The 15131-nt window shown below is 58.7% G+C and carries 23 protein-coding genes; 11 read left to right on the top strand and 12 right to left on the bottom strand.

Annotated elements, in window-relative coordinates:
• The first annotated feature begins 4 nt into the window (after nt 1-4).
• Nucleotides 5-1180: a trans-sulfuration enzyme family protein gene (locus P1Y20_RS17745; RefSeq protein WP_304450025.1), complete on the top strand. Its 1176-nt coding sequence runs from the start codon at nt 5-7 to the stop codon at nt 1178-1180.
• A 64-nt stretch (nt 1181-1244) separates the two neighbouring features.
• Here the strand turns inward: P1Y20_RS17745 and P1Y20_RS17740 are convergent, their stop codons facing one another.
• From P1Y20_RS17740 to P1Y20_RS17730, 3 genes are all read right to left on the bottom strand, one after another.
• Nucleotides 1245-1718 carry a redoxin domain-containing protein gene (locus P1Y20_RS17740; protein WP_304450044.1) on the bottom strand — a complete coding sequence of 158 codons (474 nt, stop codon included), beginning with the start codon at nt 1716-1718 and terminating at the stop codon, nt 1245-1247.
• A 124-nt stretch (nt 1719-1842) separates the two neighbouring features.
• On the bottom strand, nt 1843-2550 hold the full coding sequence (locus P1Y20_RS17735) for a helix-turn-helix domain-containing protein (RefSeq protein ID WP_304450024.1): 708 nt from the start codon (nt 2548-2550) through the stop codon (nt 1843-1845).
• A gap of 72 nt (nt 2551-2622) precedes the next feature.
• Nucleotides 2623-2883, bottom strand: a complete 261-nt coding sequence (locus P1Y20_RS17730) for a DUF2249 domain-containing protein (protein ID WP_226042949.1) — start codon at nt 2881-2883, stop codon at nt 2623-2625.
• A gap of 148 nt (nt 2884-3031) precedes the next feature.
• On the opposite strand from P1Y20_RS17730, the gene P1Y20_RS17725 reads away from it, so the two are divergent.
• Nucleotides 3032-3352, top strand: a complete 321-nt coding sequence (locus P1Y20_RS17725) for a CGCGG family putative rSAM-modified RiPP protein (RefSeq protein WP_304450023.1) — start codon at nt 3032-3034, stop codon at nt 3350-3352.
• Between the two features lie 282 nt (nt 3353-3634).
• Here the strand turns inward: P1Y20_RS17725 and P1Y20_RS17720 are convergent, their stop codons facing one another.
• The gene (locus tag P1Y20_RS17720) at nt 3635-3778 is read right to left on the bottom strand and encodes a rubrerythrin-like domain-containing protein (protein WP_304450022.1); all 144 of its coding nucleotides are present in this window, start codon (nt 3776-3778) and stop codon (nt 3635-3637) included.
• A 225-nt stretch (nt 3779-4003) separates the two neighbouring features.
• Here P1Y20_RS17720 and P1Y20_RS17715 point away from each other — a divergent pair, with 225 nt between their 5' ends.
• The 3 genes from P1Y20_RS17715 to P1Y20_RS17705 all read left to right on the top strand — a co-directional run bounded on the left by P1Y20_RS17715 (nt 4004) and on the right by P1Y20_RS17705 (nt 6523).
• Nucleotides 4004-4624, top strand: a complete 621-nt coding sequence (locus tag P1Y20_RS17715) for a DUF7998 family protein (RefSeq protein ID WP_304450021.1) — start codon at nt 4004-4006, stop codon at nt 4622-4624.
• A gap of 92 nt (nt 4625-4716) precedes the next feature.
• Nucleotides 4717-4980 carry a hypothetical protein gene (locus P1Y20_RS17710; RefSeq protein ID WP_304450020.1) on the top strand — a complete coding sequence of 88 codons (264 nt, stop codon included), beginning with the start codon at nt 4717-4719 and terminating at the stop codon, nt 4978-4980.
• Between the two features lie 181 nt (nt 4981-5161).
• Complete coding sequence (locus P1Y20_RS17705) at nt 5162-6523, top strand: heme-copper oxidase family protein (protein ID WP_304450019.1); 1362 nt, start codon at nt 5162-5164, stop codon at nt 6521-6523.
• 159 nt (nt 6524-6682) lie between these two features.
• Here P1Y20_RS17705 and P1Y20_RS17700 read toward each other — a convergent pair whose 3' ends face one another.
• The 3 genes from P1Y20_RS17700 to P1Y20_RS17690 form a co-directional block, all read right to left on the bottom strand.
• A complete protein-coding gene (locus tag P1Y20_RS17700; RefSeq protein WP_304450018.1) occupies nt 6683-7795 on the bottom strand; it encodes a hypothetical protein in 1113 nt (370 codons plus the stop codon).
• Between the two features lie 240 nt (nt 7796-8035).
• Nucleotides 8036-8815, bottom strand: coding sequence for an iron-sulfur cluster repair di-iron protein (gene ric, locus P1Y20_RS17695; protein WP_304450017.1), 780 nt, complete (start codon nt 8813-8815; stop codon nt 8036-8038).
• Between the two features lie 90 nt (nt 8816-8905).
• Nucleotides 8906-9292, bottom strand: coding sequence for a DUF488 domain-containing protein (locus tag P1Y20_RS17690; RefSeq protein ID WP_304450016.1), 387 nt, complete (start codon nt 9290-9292; stop codon nt 8906-8908).
• 90 nt (nt 9293-9382) lie between these two features.
• Here P1Y20_RS17690 and P1Y20_RS17685 point away from each other — a divergent pair, with 90 nt between their 5' ends.
• Together P1Y20_RS17685 and P1Y20_RS17680 are read left to right on the top strand one after the other, a co-directional pair.
• Entirely contained in the window at nt 9383-9841 is a 459-nt protein-coding gene (locus tag P1Y20_RS17685; RefSeq protein WP_304450015.1) for a metal-dependent transcriptional regulator, read from the top strand.
• Between the two features lie 60 nt (nt 9842-9901).
• Complete coding sequence (locus tag P1Y20_RS17680) at nt 9902-10138, top strand: DUF2249 domain-containing protein (protein ID WP_304450014.1); 237 nt, start codon at nt 9902-9904, stop codon at nt 10136-10138.
• Nucleotides 10139-10181: 43 nt separating this feature from the next.
• Here P1Y20_RS17680 and P1Y20_RS17675 read toward each other — a convergent pair whose 3' ends face one another.
• Complete coding sequence (locus tag P1Y20_RS17675) at nt 10182-11051, bottom strand: hypothetical protein (RefSeq protein WP_304450013.1); 870 nt, start codon at nt 11049-11051, stop codon at nt 10182-10184.
• Between the two features lie 190 nt (nt 11052-11241).
• Between P1Y20_RS17675 and P1Y20_RS17670 the strand changes: the two genes are divergently transcribed.
• Complete coding sequence (locus P1Y20_RS17670; protein WP_304450012.1) at nt 11242-12225, top strand: CopD family protein; 984 nt, start codon at nt 11242-11244, stop codon at nt 12223-12225.
• The gene (locus tag P1Y20_RS17665) at nt 12218-12502 is read left to right on the top strand and encodes a sulfurtransferase TusA family protein (RefSeq protein WP_304450011.1); all 285 of its coding nucleotides are present in this window, start codon (nt 12218-12220) and stop codon (nt 12500-12502) included. Before P1Y20_RS17670 ends, P1Y20_RS17665 begins: the two co-directional genes overlap by 8 nt.
• A 54-nt stretch (nt 12503-12556) precedes the next feature.
• Here the strand turns inward: P1Y20_RS17665 and P1Y20_RS17660 are convergent, their stop codons facing one another.
• Entirely contained in the window at nt 12557-12862 is a 306-nt protein-coding gene (locus P1Y20_RS17660) for a cupin domain-containing protein (RefSeq protein ID WP_304450010.1), read from the bottom strand.
• 2 nt (nt 12863-12864) lie between these two features.
• Nucleotides 12865-13245 carry a cupin domain-containing protein gene (locus P1Y20_RS17655; protein ID WP_304450009.1) on the bottom strand — a complete coding sequence of 127 codons (381 nt, stop codon included), beginning with the start codon at nt 13243-13245 and terminating at the stop codon, nt 12865-12867.
• A 200-nt stretch (nt 13246-13445) separates the two neighbouring features.
• Here P1Y20_RS17655 and P1Y20_RS17650 point away from each other — a divergent pair, with 200 nt between their 5' ends.
• Nucleotides 13446-13796, top strand: a complete 351-nt coding sequence (locus P1Y20_RS17650; RefSeq protein WP_304450008.1) for a DsrE family protein — start codon at nt 13446-13448, stop codon at nt 13794-13796.
• 272 nt (nt 13797-14068) lie between these two features.
• The gene (locus tag P1Y20_RS18870; protein WP_438359935.1) at nt 14069-14386 is read left to right on the top strand and encodes a CGCGG family putative rSAM-modified RiPP protein; all 318 of its coding nucleotides are present in this window, start codon (nt 14069-14071) and stop codon (nt 14384-14386) included.
• Between the two features lie 13 nt (nt 14387-14399).
• On the opposite strand, the gene P1Y20_RS17640 is transcribed toward P1Y20_RS18870, so the two are convergent.
• Together P1Y20_RS17640 and P1Y20_RS17635 are read right to left on the bottom strand one after the other, a co-directional pair.
• Nucleotides 14400-14678, bottom strand: coding sequence for a heavy-metal-associated domain-containing protein (locus P1Y20_RS17640; protein ID WP_304450006.1), 279 nt, complete (start codon nt 14676-14678; stop codon nt 14400-14402).
• 91 nt (nt 14679-14769) lie between these two features.
• A complete protein-coding gene (locus tag P1Y20_RS17635; RefSeq protein WP_304450005.1) occupies nt 14770-15012 on the bottom strand; it encodes a hypothetical protein in 243 nt (80 codons plus the stop codon).
• Nucleotides 15013-15131: the final 119 nt, after the last annotated feature.

Genomic DNA, 15131 nt, shown 5'->3' with positions numbered 1-15131 from the left:
TCGTATGACAGATTCGAATTACCACCTCGAAACTCTGGCTACCCGTTTCGATCGGACCGGTACCAGTGTCAGTGACACCGGTGATGTCGTTCCGCCGATTCACCTCTCGACCACTCACGAGATGCGCAGTCCCGGTGAATCAAACCACGGGTACAAGTACACCCGGTTCGGCAATCCTACGCGCGATGTCCTCGAAGAGAGACTCAGCGAACTCTGCGGTGCCGAACGCGCTGTCGCTTGTGCCTCCGGGACTGCTGCGATTGCAGCGACTTGCCTGTCGGTCGTCGAAGCGGGCGATCACGTCGTTGCCTTCGATGGCATCTACGGTGGTACGCGCTTGCTCTTCGATGATCTGCTCGTCGATTCGCTTGGCGCGTCCGTCGAGTACGTCGACGCGACCGATTTGAATACCGTCGACGAGGCAATCACCGACGAGACGAGCCTGGTCTGGATGGAGTCGCCGACGAATCCGTTGCTCCGGCTCTGTGACCTTGCTGCCGTGGGCGAGACCGCCGCCTCGGTCGACGCGACGTACATCGTCGATAATACGTTCGCGACGCCGTACTTCCAGCGGCCACTTGAACGCGGGGCCGACGTAGTGGTCCACAGTACGACGAAGTACCTGAACGGACACAGCGACTCGATGGGCGGGGCCGTTCTGACCGACGACCATTCCTTTGCCGATGCCGTGGAACATACCCAGTCCTACGATCTCGGTGGCACGCTCGCTCCGTTCGATTCGTATCTCACGCTCCGAGGCCTTCGGACGTTCCCCCTTCGGATGGACCGTCACGAGGTCAACGCGAGCGAGCTCGCGCAATACCTCGACGACCATCCGTTGGTAGCTCAGGTCAATTATCCCGGATTGCCACGCCATCCACAACACGACCTCGCTCGCGAGCAGATGGACGGATTCGGTGGCATCGTCTCGTTCGAACTCGACGCAACCGCTGCGGAAACGCGGGCTGTGCTTGAAGCGCTCGACGTATTCACGCTGGCAGTGAGTCTCGGTGGGACCGAATCGCTCGTTGACCACCCTGCCACGATGTCTGCGTCCTACCTCGCGGACGCCGAACGGGAGGCCACCGGAATCTCGGATTCGCTCGTCCGGATCGCCGTCGGCGTCGAGCACGCAGACGATCTACTCACCGACCTCGATCAAGCCCTTGAGCATCTGTGAGTCAGTTCCTGAGGGCAATAACCGTGAGTAGAAACCGGGAATCTGTTCTGTTCGCAGCTGGAAACTACGCTGCTTTGACCGCCTCGATCAGTTCGTCGTAATCGGGTTCGTTCGTCGGATCATCGGCGATCCAGTCATAGGTGATCGTTCCGTCCTTGTCGACGACGAACACCGCCCGATTCGCGACGCCGTAGAGCCCTAGCGGTTCGATGTCTATCTCGAGGTCGTATGCCCGGATGGCGTCGCCGGCCATGTCGCTGACGAGGTCGAATTCGACCCGGTGTTCCTCGCGGAACGCACCCTGAGAGAACGGGGAATCGGCGCTCACGCCGAAGACGGTTGCGCCAGCCTCCTCGAACTCGTCGATTCGCTCCTGGAGTGCGACCATCTCATTCGTACACGGTGGTGTGAATGCGCCTGGGAAGAAGGCGAGAACGACTAGATCAGTACCGACGTGATCTTCGAAGTTGAACGGTTCGTGGTCGCTCGTGCCGAGCGTTGCAGTGAACGTCGGTGCGGTGTCTCCTTGTGAAACCATCGATATTCGCTTCGAGCCGTCGATTGAAAAATGCCGGCCCGAATATACTCCGTACGAGTTTCTCCAGGGGAGTGCATCTGCTGCCAGCACGATGTCTGAAAAGCAGCTTTCCGGGAGGTTGCCGTTAGGTGGTCAGCCGGGCCGCAGTACGGTCTGATTCGGTTCCGCGTTCAAACGACTTGACGATTCGTTCCTCGGCGCGGTGCAGGATCTCCGAACACGTCGACTTCGCCATGTCCAGTGACGCCGCGAGTTCCTCCTGTGTGCACTGTCGCGGAGAGTCGTAGTAACCACGTTTCAGGGCTGCTTCGATCAGTCGTTGTTGCTTGTCGGTCAGGATTCGGTCGAACTCGGGCTTGGCGTGGATGTGCTCAACGACGTATCCAACCTCCGACTCATCTAGCGCTGACCCTAGCGTCGTTAACCTGTTTCGAGTCGTGGTCAGCTCCCATTCGACCTGGCCATTCTGGATCTCGAAGGGCATCTCCACCGGGACGCCCGCTTTGTCGAGAACGTCCAGGAGAATCGGTTTGTCCGCCTCGATCTGGAGGAGGGTTCGGTTCGGCTCTTGGTGGAACACCTCCACGGTGTGGACAGGATCGAACGACCGGATCGACTCAATGATCTCCGCTGGCTTTTCCGCCAGTAGCTCGACGAATCCAACGCCGACGCTATCGGCAGACTGAGCAGATCGGACATGAAACGTCGCTACCGGATGATCTCGTGAGACGGTACCAATCCAGGTTCGCTTCGGGATCGTCAGGGTCAGTGAAGCACACACCATTTTAGGTGAACCTAAACACGGCAGACTATTGAAGGCGTCTCCGAACATGTACGGGTGGCCGTGCGGCCAAACGTGATTGGTACAAAGTATCTCCCGGGGGATTCCGCTGAACGAACGCTACTACCGCCAGATCACAGTAACGACCTGCCCGTCGCCTTCGATTGTCTCGTACGTGAAGCCCCGGTCGTCCAGTTGCGGATAGAGGTGTTGAGGTGCGCGGTCGTTCCGCTGGACGAGTACCACCTCGTCGTCGAGGTCAGCAAGCCGTTCGAGCGTGTTCTTCAGTGGTTGTGGTGGCGGTAGCTCTCTGGCATCGAGTGTTTCGACCGGTCGGTCAGTGGGTGCTCCGACTTCCTCGACGTATGAGTCAATCTCTGCCATATCTCCTGGTCGGGGCGAGACGGACAAACACATTGACCCGAATCTGTTCAGGCGATAGATAGACGATGAATGATCACGTCTTGGTCTTGACACGCGGGAATCGGCCTGGTACTTATCGCATCTGCCCCCGTATATCTGAATGGAAACAATGTCTAGCACCCACGACGACCACGATCACGACCACGACGCAAAACTCGTCACTGACTGGGTCCACGACAACTCATGGTCGGCGAATCTCGAAAAACCGGAACACGCCGACGACCGCCAGCTGGTGGTCGACCAGGCTCTCTCGGCGATCGACCACACCGCCTCAGGCAACCACGTGAACCTCGTCACACACGCCATCCACGGTCATCCAGAAGACTACCTCTACGACGTTTTAGAGAGCGAGGGAGGTGACGATATTGATTGGGAATACATCGAACAGTGTGGGTGCGGGGGTCACGTCGTCAGAGTTCACGTTCCGTAGCATTCGTAAGCAGCGATTTTTCGACCGGCTCAATTTCTCCGTATACGAAAGCCGAGTTACTTTCGACTTCCTCACCGAATCTACACTCGCTTGGCACTATTGAAATCCTCTTAGTCAGACACGAACTGTGATGAAACAGCCGGTAAGTGGGTCTGCGTATCTATCGCCGTACTTCCTCGAGGACCAACTCGGCTAACGGTACCGTCTGCTTGTGTGGCGGGAGTCGCTAATACTGCTGCAACAGAACGGCTATCGCGTCATCAGCTACGCCGTCGACTGGGATTAGTCGTGAGCGACAGTTGTGTTTCGCAATGGCCCACCACAGTCGGGACATTCATCTTCCTGTTCCGGGTTTTCGACACCAGTTCCACACTCTTGACACACATACAACGTAGACTCGGCGGGGTCAGGATCAGTTTCCACCATCATCAATCATTATGTATGGGGGCAGATAAGGTATGGGGTCTACTCATCGCGGTACAGTAGAAACGGAGCATCAATCCATACAACGTTGGGACATGTTGGTGGCTACCCACACTGTACTTAGCGAGTCGGGCACTATTCCTGTTAGCTGTTGAGGATTTCAACAAAGCCACTCACTTGAATATATTCGGAGAACTAACCACGCCACTCGAGACCGTACGATATTCTATGCCCGGTTTCCCATCTCCGTTCGGAGGCGAGGACGACGAGCTCTTCGATCCCTACGACGAATTCGTCTCTGATAACGTTCCGAGGTCAGGGCCGTTTCTCGAAGGACACAACATCCTGGCTGGGTCGGATCACGTCATCTTCCATAGATTGACACGTGAACTCTTCGAGAAGCGGAAGGTGTACGACATGACGTTCAACTACAACCTCGCTCGGTTGAACCTCGATACGCGTCATCCCGGTGCGGGATATCGGTATGCGGTAGAATCATTCGATGCCGATGACGCAATCGGTGCGGACGACATCGATACCGTCTTGCGAGCCGAATTTACCCCGACGACGCCATTCTGTCCGCAGACGCACACGCTGACGATCGGCTCGTTCAGGGCTTGGAACGGCCTCTCGGACCGTCACGAGTACGACCTCGTTCGTGTTCGGGCGGCGCCAATGCACCATCAGAGTGAGGCGATCAATGAACAGCTCGCAGAACTGGAAACAAAGTACCTCGATAAAGGTGACGAACACGTCGTGCCGACCGAGTCACGCGAGGTGGGTTCGAACCCTATGGAGCGCTCGATGGAAGAGGAGGGGACGAGTCGAGGTCCACAGGCGCCGTTTTGAGCTAAATTCGTTCACTCGGTTGCCACTCCGGTTCCGGTTGGTTGGATATGTTCGTGTCGAGACTGACCTCTCCGCATCACCAATGATTCAACATGGCAGTGACGAAAACGCTCCCAAAGGGATGGAAAATTCGGAACAAACAGCAATATCAGGATTCGTTCCTCGAACGCGAATACACGCGGATCGCGTATTCGGACGGCGATCGGACCATCTACATCAACGACATTCAAGAACCCAATTCGTTCGAAGGCTGGCGGTTTTTGGTTCGGGTCCAGGGTACCGTCAACCGGCAACTCGGTATTGCCGAGGATCTCTCGGAGGCCGAGAAAATCGCTCGCGAGTACATGATGCGGTAAACGAATGCCACACCATTTCTCGAACACAACGGTGACGAATACAGCGACGATAGACGACCGATAGAAGGCTTCTCGCTAGCAAAGCTACCGCTGGCGATGGTCCGTAGGACCGGCGATACTCAGTCGTGCCTGAATATATTCGGAGGCATTGACTCCCCCATCCATCACAAACGCATAGAGGATGAGTGTCGTTCCTGGGAACCTGGAGACGGAGAAGCAGCCTCCGATGACCGTTCCACTCCGACACTTTGTCGTGGGTATCGGGTTCTTGCTCGTCGGAGGAATTGTTGGCGTGACGAACGCTTTTGGGATGGGGTCGGGGCTCCTCCCCCTCGCTCACGTTCACCTGCTGCTGGCGGGGTGGATCTGTATCACGATTATGGGTGCGATGACCCAGTTTGTACCCGTTTGGTCCGGCGTCACGCTCCACAGTCGCCGGCTCGCGACCGTCCAGCTGTGGGTCGTCGGTATCGGACTAGCTGGTTTTGCAGTCGCACTGGCCGGTGGCTGGCTTCGGCTCACGCCAATCTTCGGTACCCTGATGGCCATCGGTTTCTGGGTGTTCGTCTACAACATCGCCCGGACACTCGTCACCATCGAAGGTCGATATGACGTGACCGAACGACACTTCGCGTTCGCACTCGCGTTCTTCGTGGCGCTCACGCTGTTCGGCGTCGCACTCGCAGTCGATTTCGTTCGACCGGTGTTCGTCCCCGTTGGTCTCTCCCGCGTCGATGTCATCTCCGCCCACGCCACCCTCGCCATCTACGGCGCCGTCCTGACGACGGTCCTCGGCGCCCTCTATCAGTTGGGCACGATGTTCACCCAGACTGACCTCCACGGGATCGACACGTACCTCCAGCGCTTCGAGGAGGTCGGCTACCCGATCGGCGTGGTAACCCTGGCGATTGGTCGGCTGGTCGGGCACGTCGCGCTCGCCCGCGTGGGCGGGCTCCTAATCCTCGGTGGTATCGGGTGTATGAGTATCATCCTTGCCCGTCGCCTCTACGAAACACAGGTCCCGTGGACGCCGATGCTCTCACGGTACACTGTTGCGGCAGTGGCGATGGCTGTGTGGGCCCTCGCGACTGTTCCCGTATGGATCGCCGACCCGGTCGCACCGGCAACCCGATTTGGCGCGCCGGGAGCTACACACCTGCTCGGGCTCGGCGTGATCGGCTTCGTCGTCCTCGGAACGATCTACCACATCGTTCCCTTCATCGTCTGGGTGCACCACTACAGCGATCTCCTCGGGTACGAAGCCGTGCCGATGATCGACGACCTCTACGACGACAGGCTGGCAGCCCTCGACCTCGGGCTGTTCACGCTCGGCGGCCTTGCGCTCGTTGTCGCGGATTGGACGCCCCTCTCGTCACTCCTCGCAGGGTTTGGCGGGCTCTTGATCGGTGCTGGCATTCTTGTGTTCGGCTGGAACATGGGTTCCGTGATTCGAACCCACAGTCCGAACGGGCTCGTGGGTGTACTCGTTCCTGGCGTGTCGCCGGGCTCGTCGACCGACACCACGTCAAAGGACCCGCGGTGAGCGGACCCGGAGAATCCATGGGACCACATTGACGCATCCAGCTGAGGCTCGTACATGATCGGACGGGATAACCGAGACAACGTTCCTCGGATTGCACCGCCCATCGTAGTCAGCATCCCGTCTCTTTCGGAGCAGCGGTTTGAGTAGTCCATTTGGCACTCAGCTCGCGTGGATACCAGCAAGACGTCTCGTCAGTACGTAGGCGTAGACACTCGTCCCCACGATACCGAGCGTGGCACCGGCGTCCCCTACCATCGGTGCGCCGAGTAGTGGCTCTACCGCTCGCAGTACGACTCCGAACCCGAGTATGCCGATCGTCGCGAGGCCGACACGCTCGCTCGCACCAGTGAACTGGCCCGTTCCAATTGGGAAAAACTCGTATGCATAGCCGATGATCGTCAGCAGGAGAAAGCCGTCGAGTACGAGTGGGACGTGTGCTTCGAGTAGCCAGGCGTCCTCCCCACTGATTGCAACCGTCGCGGCGACGAGTACACCCCCTACCCCTGCGAATGCGCCCGCCAGGACGCCGACGAGACCAATGCGTCGGCGGTCGGTCCGAAGTGCGACGACGGCCACCATCCCGAGATAGCACAGTATGCCGAACGCCAGAACGACGGCACCCACCTGGAACAGTGGCCACGACCAGAAACTACCGGCGATGAGGGCGGGGGCGACGGCACCACCACCGAGAGCACCCCACGTGAGCGGCCGTGGCGGGACAACGTGATAGAAGCCGACGAGGAGTCGCGCGCCCAGGCTCACAATCAACAGCGCTGCGAAGCCCACAGCGTAGTAGTGCACGACGCTGGGAATCACCTGTATGCCGGACATCCTCGTGAGGTGTGTGATGGTACCGACGGCTAGGTATAGAATCGCGAGCGGGACTGTCCCGGTAGCGGCACGCGTCGATCGTTGCGGGCGGTCCCTGCCGCGGATCACCACGCTCGAATCCGCCCGAAGAATAGGAACGATTGTCGCACCCAGTGCGGCCAGGAAACAACCGACACCGATACTCCAGAGGGTGGCACCCGCTGTGACGAGTGGCCGGGAAAGCGTCGTCAGCTGTCCGGCCACGAGCACGGCAGCGCCGGCGTATGAGACGACGAGGTGGACGCCGGGGAGCCGCGGTGTCGCGAGGGTCGTTCCGACATATGCCGGGAGCAACAGATACGCCATGCCGAAGGTCATCGGCAGGACGGCGCCCAACAGCCCGAACAAGCCGATCACCCGGATCGGCCAATCGAGCAGATACGTCGCCTGGAGGCCGACCATCCCGAGGGCGCTGGCGACGGCAAACGCGTGCGTCCAGCGACTGACGCCACCAGCTCGGTTCACGAGCGTTGCCGACGAGGCCGATCACAATAAGCTAATTGCGCCGGCCCGCCGGTGCTATTGCTGTGCGTCGCCCCCGTTCGAGACGAGACACTCCCGGCGAAGTCAGGAGCCATTACAACCCGTGTCCGATCCGACTCGGTACAGAACCCGAATCGATCCATCCACGAGAGATGGCGATTAGGAATTTCGGGATTCGACACCGTCCGATAGTTTCGTCTCCGCTTCAACGAAGAGGACGTTGTTCTCCTTGTGGACGTGTTCGTGTGTGTCTCGCTCGAGGGCATCGAGACGCTCGACCATGCTCTCGTAACTCGGACACGCGTCGGCCGGGACGGTGTACCCGTCCGTTAATTCCGCGATGAGATCCAGCAGTTCTGCCGTTTCCTCGTGGTCCGCCTCCATCTCCTCGATTACCTCCCGAAGTCGTCGGCGTTCCGCATCGGAGAGCGAATCCCCACGGTCGAGCTTCTCGATGATCGGGAAAACTTCCTCTTCTTCCTCCCGAATGTGTTCCTTCATCGCTGGCGCGAGGTCGAGATATACTGCTTGGAGCGCCTCCAGTTCGGGATGGTTCTCTCCGTGGACGCGAGCGACCTTTCTGACGAGCCCCTCCAGTGCCGGCAGTTCCTCACGCAGGTACTGGTGGTGGGTTTCGACGACGTCGTCGATCAGTTCCGCGAGGTCGTCCCAGTCAATCGCTTGAGCGTCGTCTGTCTGGACGTCGGCGAGTTCTTCGCGGACATCGTCCAGATTGACCCCGGCCTGATTACACGCCATCGCAAGGGAGGCATCCCCACCACAGCAGTAGTCGATACCCGCTGCCTCGAAAACACGGGTGTAGGATGGTACCTCACGGGCGAGTTCCCCTATCGGTCGCTGTGGATCAATGGTCGCGTTGGACATCTCGGATCTACGTGATGATCGCGTCCGTAGGTTCTTGAGGGTGAAGCCGAACATTGCCGGACTACGAGCCACCTGCGGTCGTAGGAAGTCCATGAATACGGGGTCGGCGATATTGCTCCTCGAATTCGTGCGCATCCCCCTCGATCAATCTACGCGTGATTCAAGATACTCACGCAGGACGACGGCGTTATTGTGATCCCGGTCAGTAGCGGCGTACAGCAACGTCAGCTGATCGTCCTTGGCGACGTCGAGAACACGTTCGACGGCGTCGTCCTTCTGTTCGAGTTCCGAGACGTACCGCTCTTTGAACTCCGTCCATCGGTCTGGGTCGTGGTCGTACCACGTCCGGAGCCCGTCGGACGGCGCAACCTCCTTGATCCACGCATCGAGTTGCGCCTCCTCCTTCGAAACTCCCCGAGGCCAAAGCCGGTCAACGAGCACCCGCGTTGTATCGTTGTCAGGGTCGTCGTAGATCCGTTTCGTAATGATCTTCATAGAAAGCTCCTCATCGGCCTGGGACTTGATGGTCACGTCTATTCGGACGTCTTCAGGGAAATGGCGCGACGTCACGTGAACGAATTCGGGAGAGAGACTTCATCGTCGGAGAGTCGACGGAAACGTATGGCAACCGAAATCACCTCGACAGCCACCGGACTTGTCGGGGCGAGCGTCGGTCGGCGTACGGGGCAGTATCTGTTGGCAATTGATTGGCTATCCGAGGACACCGACCGAGTGGCGCCTGGTGAGATTGCGGCCCGTCTGGACGTTAGCGGAGCGAGCGTCACGGAAATGGGTTCGAAGCTAGAGGACGCAGGGCTGGTGACAGTGAAGAGATACACTGGCGTGAAGCTGACCGATAAAGGCAGCGAGGTCGCTCGTGAACTCGCCTGGCGACTCTGCGTCGTCGAGAATTTTTTCGAGGCGGAACTCTCCGCGGATCTCGACGATGAGCAGTCCTACGAAATCGGCTATACGCTTCCTCCTGAGGCTATCAAGCGATTGCGTGATCTGGTCGACCATCCCTGCATCGAACGCTGCCCACAGACGAGACAGGACTACGATGGGTGTCGCATCGCATAGCGGGTTCGTTCGAACATAATCGGGGTCGTGTATTGGACGACCCGTCATCAATTTGGTTCCATGAGTGCCGACCTAGACACAGATGCAGACGAAGTACTCGATGTCCGAAAGATAGACGGTCAACCGTTCGATCCGATTATGACCGCACTTGGCGAACTTCCCGAGGGAGAGACGCTGTTGCTCGTCAACAGTTTCGAACCCGAACCGCTGTATGAGGTCCTGACTGAGCGCGGGTTCGAGTACGAAACTGAGCAGCGTGGTCCGGGCCAGTGGCATGTCCGTATTGAACACGCTTGAGGGAACGACCAGACTCTTGCTGCATACGGTTCTATCGCGTCGCTCAACGGGGGGTAACAACGAGGTGGTCATCCGTTCGTCCAATATCCGGGACTGACTCTCGACGTGGGTCGAAGGCCGTATACGCAAACGCCTGCCAGAGGACCCGCTCGGGATACGGACGCTCTTCGAGACTGACGCCCAGATCGGTGGCGAGAGCGGCGTGATCGAGCTCTCCATTCTGGAGGGGGACGGCGAGTGGATTCGACAGCGACGCGAGGTCGAGGTCGAACGAGGGGAACAACCGGTCGGAAGCGTTCGAAACTGGATGGTGTATCTCGCGGCGGCCAGGATAGCGAACCGACAGTTCGGGTGTGATCTCCTCGGGTTCGTCATCGCTGATCCGCTCCACGATGTGTGGTGACAGTTCGATCCGCTGTCGGCCACCTACTGCCACTTCAACGTCGTCACCGTCCACCGCGAGACGGATTGAGTCGGGAGTCACGTCGACGATACGGAGATTGGGAGCTTCGTAATCTCGAACGTGTGCCATACTCGCATCGCCACCCGCTGTCCCGTCGACCACGATCGCGACGCCAGTCGCTAGTTCCGTCGTAAGGCCTCGAATTCCGACAGCGGTTTCGGAACAACCGACGAGATCGTGAGTGGTCGCGTACACGAACGACCAGTCGGTAGCTGGCGGCGACGAATCACGGAGGGCAGACCGCCAATAGAAGACTCGCTCTCTCGAACCATCGGTATACGGAACGGCGTCGGGGAAGAATTCTGTATTAAGTGTCGTCGGATCCAAGTCAGGGTGCTCGAGTACGAACTCGGCATAAGGAACCGTTCGAACGACCGGTTTCCGATCGTCGACATCCGGATGACGCCGCCAGCTGATCGAAGTCGTCGACGTTCCAGCCTCTCCCTTCATATATGCGGCTTCACACTCCGTACAGGAAAACTTCGCCACGGATGTATTCGCCTAGTGGGAACATGACGGATTTTCAGTCATCAACTCGTGAGAATTCGGTCTTGCGGTGTTGTGCTGGGCCCGTATCGAATATATCCGGACGCAGGTTTAGTTTTGACAGGCCTAATGTCAAACACGAGGCGGCCCCACGATGTCAAACCCCACTCAATCCGCGTCTAGTCCCACCACGGAGGCACTCTTTGACCGGTACCTCCTTCCGAAGGTCGCACTCACGATCATCGTAGCTGCGTCCTTGCTCGGCAGCTGGGTCTCTACCACGTTGGCCGGCGACAGTGGCATCGCCTCTGCAGTCGCGACGTGGGCGTTTCTCGTCGCACTGGGGACGCTCGTGGGCGGACTGCTCTGGAAGCATCTGTTCGTTCGTCCGGCGGACCTCGGGACTGGTGCTCGCGATTACTGTGCAGCGATGTACGAGCGGTTCGATCGTATCGCCAGCCTTGCGGTGATCGTCACAGTTCTCGCGGGGAGCGTCGTACTCTGGCGGTACGTCGGCCGATTTGGAACGACCGTCGAAGTTGCTTCCCTCGCCATGCTCGGCTTGACTACGGTTGGAATCGTCGCCTGGACTATCCTCGCGGATCGGACAGTCGAATCCCAGTTCAGAAGTCGAGCGGGGCTACTCGCGCTGACGTTCGGTCTGCTCACACTGCTCGCGACGGCTATTGCCGAAGTCGCGATGCGTGGTCTCGAACCGGCTGGTACTGTGGTTCGGATGCTCCATCTGCTCGCCTTTGCCGTCTGGATCGGTGGCGCTGTCTGGAACATTTTCGTGGCGGTCCCGTCGGGACAGGAGCGCCCGCGGGTCGACGTCGTGGCCGCGGCCGCCGAGCAACTGGAACGCTTCCGGTGGGCCGTCCGCTTCGTCATTCCGACGATCTTCCTTACCGGAGCGTATCAGGCAGTCGACGCTATCGGCCTGAACGTCTCGGTGTACGTTACGTCGACGATCGGCCTCGCGATTCTCGCGAAGGCCGGATTCATCGGAGTACTCGTCATCATCTTCAAACTGTGCCCCCTGTGGCGGGCCTGTTCACCCATCGAGGGTGTTTGTGACCTCGAGGAGATCGGAGCGTCGCGGGTGGAGACTGACAGCGTCGTGTCTACCGATGACTGAAGTCACGGATACTACGACGGACCCGGACATCGCTCCCGACATGGTCGTAGACAATCGGGGTCGCGGTTGCGCGAGTGGTATCGTACGCGTTCAAAAAGCGCTCGAAGACCTCGACGACGGATCGGTCCTCGTCGTGAAGAGCACTGACAAACGTGCTCGAACGGAGTATCCACAGCTGGCTGAACAGACGCCCCACGAATTGATTGCAATCACGAAAGATCGAACCGGACTGCTCAGAACCGAGTACACTACGTACCTTCGCATCCACGAGAACTGACCGGCTCCTCCAGCCGGGCTGATACGTCGAAGCGGTCGAAATCAACGATCGCGATCAGTCGCTCGACCGTTCAGCGAGGACGATCAGTGCGACGCTCGGTTCGATTGCCCGTGGAGAGACTTCCCGGCGCCCGTCAAAACGAACGATGTCGCCCGCATTCAGGTCGTACTCCTCGTCGTCGAGGGTGAGTTCGATCGCTCCCTCGATCAGATAGAGGACAATCTCGCGGTCCGGGTGGTCGTGGGCCGCTACCGCTTCGCCCGCATCCAGCGTCAATCTGATCGTCTTCGGTTCGGCGTCGGGAAAGACGTTTGCGTGGGGCGCTCCGTCCAGATCCCCGATGGATTCGATCTTAACCATTGTCACGCACTCCTTGGGTCGAATTCTCCTTGTTTGATCCCCTCGCGAACGGGGTCGTGTTCGGCGTCCGTCGGCGGCGGGGCAGTAACCAGGAATGCTTCGAGCCGACTATCCTTGTCAGCCTTGATCCCGCGGTCGGTGTCGGCTTCGACGACGACCACGTCGCCAGGTTCGATGGCGTGTTCGTCGTCGCCGTCGCGGACGCGTCCGGTCCCCGAGTGAACGTGTATCGCGACGTCGCTCGATGGAGCGTGTACGGGGATGAACTGACCGGGCTCGAAGTATCCACAGACAACCTTCATTCGGTCGCTTTTGAAGACCTCCACGGCGTTGAACTTACGGTCGTCGTAGGCCCGTTCGGTGTCGAAGTTCGTCTCGGTCACAGCGACCACCTTGCCGGCCTCTCTGTTCGTCTCTCCGTCGAGCGAGATGAGACTGTATCGCGCATACGACTGGTGGTTGGCGTGTACGGGCGAAGAGCTTTGGTCCGAATGTTTCCGACCGGCGACTCGTGGAGGTAGTGATCGACTGGATATGTTCGCCTCCATACCCACGGAATTGGCCATCCAACGTCGATGCGTCTATGGCAAAACACGCCTTCCTGCTCCTGTCCTCACCGGAGACGCCGGGGAAATTCGCCAATCCACTTACCTACGCACGTCAGCTCGACGAGGCGGGCCACCAGGTTGCCGTGTACTTCGACGGCGCGGCGACCTACTGGTTTGATGGGATCGAGGACCACCCGGATCCGGCGGTTCGGGCCTACGAGGACGCCAAGGATCTGGGACTGATTGCTGGCGTCTGCGATCACTGTGCGACGTTCAAAGGGGTCACTGACGCCGTCGAGGCCGAGGGCTTTGAAATCCAAGGGACCGAGCACGCCCCGGACGTTGCGGGGCTCGTCGACGACGGGTACGAACTTCACATCGTTTGAGCGACGACGGTCTGGTTATCGACCGATGTGCCGATGATCGAACGTCCCGACTCGCGGCGAAACGAGTCTGTAGTTCCGGGTTTGCCGCCGTTCATCAAGGAACGGAACGTGGTGATTGAGGATCCCTCGAGCGATGAAATTCGTGAGACCCGCGTATATGTTCGAACCAACTATCACAAGGTTTCGGTGATATCGACGACTATGTGGAAGTTTCGAGCGATTCCAGCCGAGTTGATCGCGATTCGATCCCTCCCGAAAGTGGGGTCATACTGATGTCGGTAGATCCAGCTGACGGGCGCGAACCAGTTACCATCCGTGAGCACGACCAACCGTGGGCTGCCGATCTTGAGTCGGATCGACACGCGAACGACAGCCGTCTTGTCGTCGCGGAGGCTATCGACGCCATCGAAGAGACTCGCCTCGGCGTTCCCGTTGACCTCGTGACCCACGAGTGTCACGGCGATCCCACGGACTACCTTCTCGATCCTCTGCGATCAACAGTCCCCGACATCGCTGTGACCCGACATCGCCGGTGTACTTGTGGCGGCTACGTCATTACCGTCGTGCGTAGGATCTCAGGGTCCGATTAGAGGAGGGCCGAAATCACTCGGGTGCATATCCCCACGTCTCGACGAGGTCGTGTAACTCTTCGTCGGTAGTAGTCTCGGGATCGTACGCGATCGACAAGACTCGATCATCCGTCTCAATGGACACTCCATCGACCCCAGCGGTTCCTTCCAGGACGGTGACGATCGTGTTCTCGCAGTTGTCGCACTCGAAGACAGTATCGGTGACCGGTACGGTAGCAATCGAGTCCATATCGTCTTGACAGTTGATGTCGAACCCTGGTAACGATTCACGCGAATTTGTTCCGAGTATCATTGACCGTCGAGGATATCCACCCAATTTATCGGAGAGCATTCTCGCCCAGTACGAGTGTATGGCCTGTCGCACGTTCAGATAGATCGGGCGGTTACTGGGCTCCGGCAGAAAACCGGTTAACTGTCTCGACCTCCCCAATGCGTTCGATTGCCTCGATTGGGATTTCAGTAACAGCCATGATGATGAGACAGTTCTCACCTCCGTTTGGGTCAGTCTCCACGTCGATTAGCAACTCCCCGTAGTACTTCCGAATCGTGGCAACGACGTACTCGTCCCGACCCGGCCTCGTTCGAATCAGATACAAATACCGCTCCACGTCTTCTGTATCTTCCATTTCACTCAACCTAGCAATGATCGATCGTTCCCAAATCACTGCTGCCCTGGACCATGTCGGAGCCAATAACGACTCTATTCCATAGCCGCGACCCATAGATACGTGTCATTGGATCTACA

Origin of the sequence: Halomarina ordinaria (genome assembly GCF_030553305.1) — an archaeon.
GTDB classification, from domain to species: domain Archaea; phylum Halobacteriota; class Halobacteria; order Halobacteriales; family Haloarculaceae; genus Halomarina; species Halomarina ordinaria.
The sequence above is the reverse complement of the archived record's forward strand: the minus strand, read 5'-3'. Positions and strand labels throughout refer to the sequence as shown.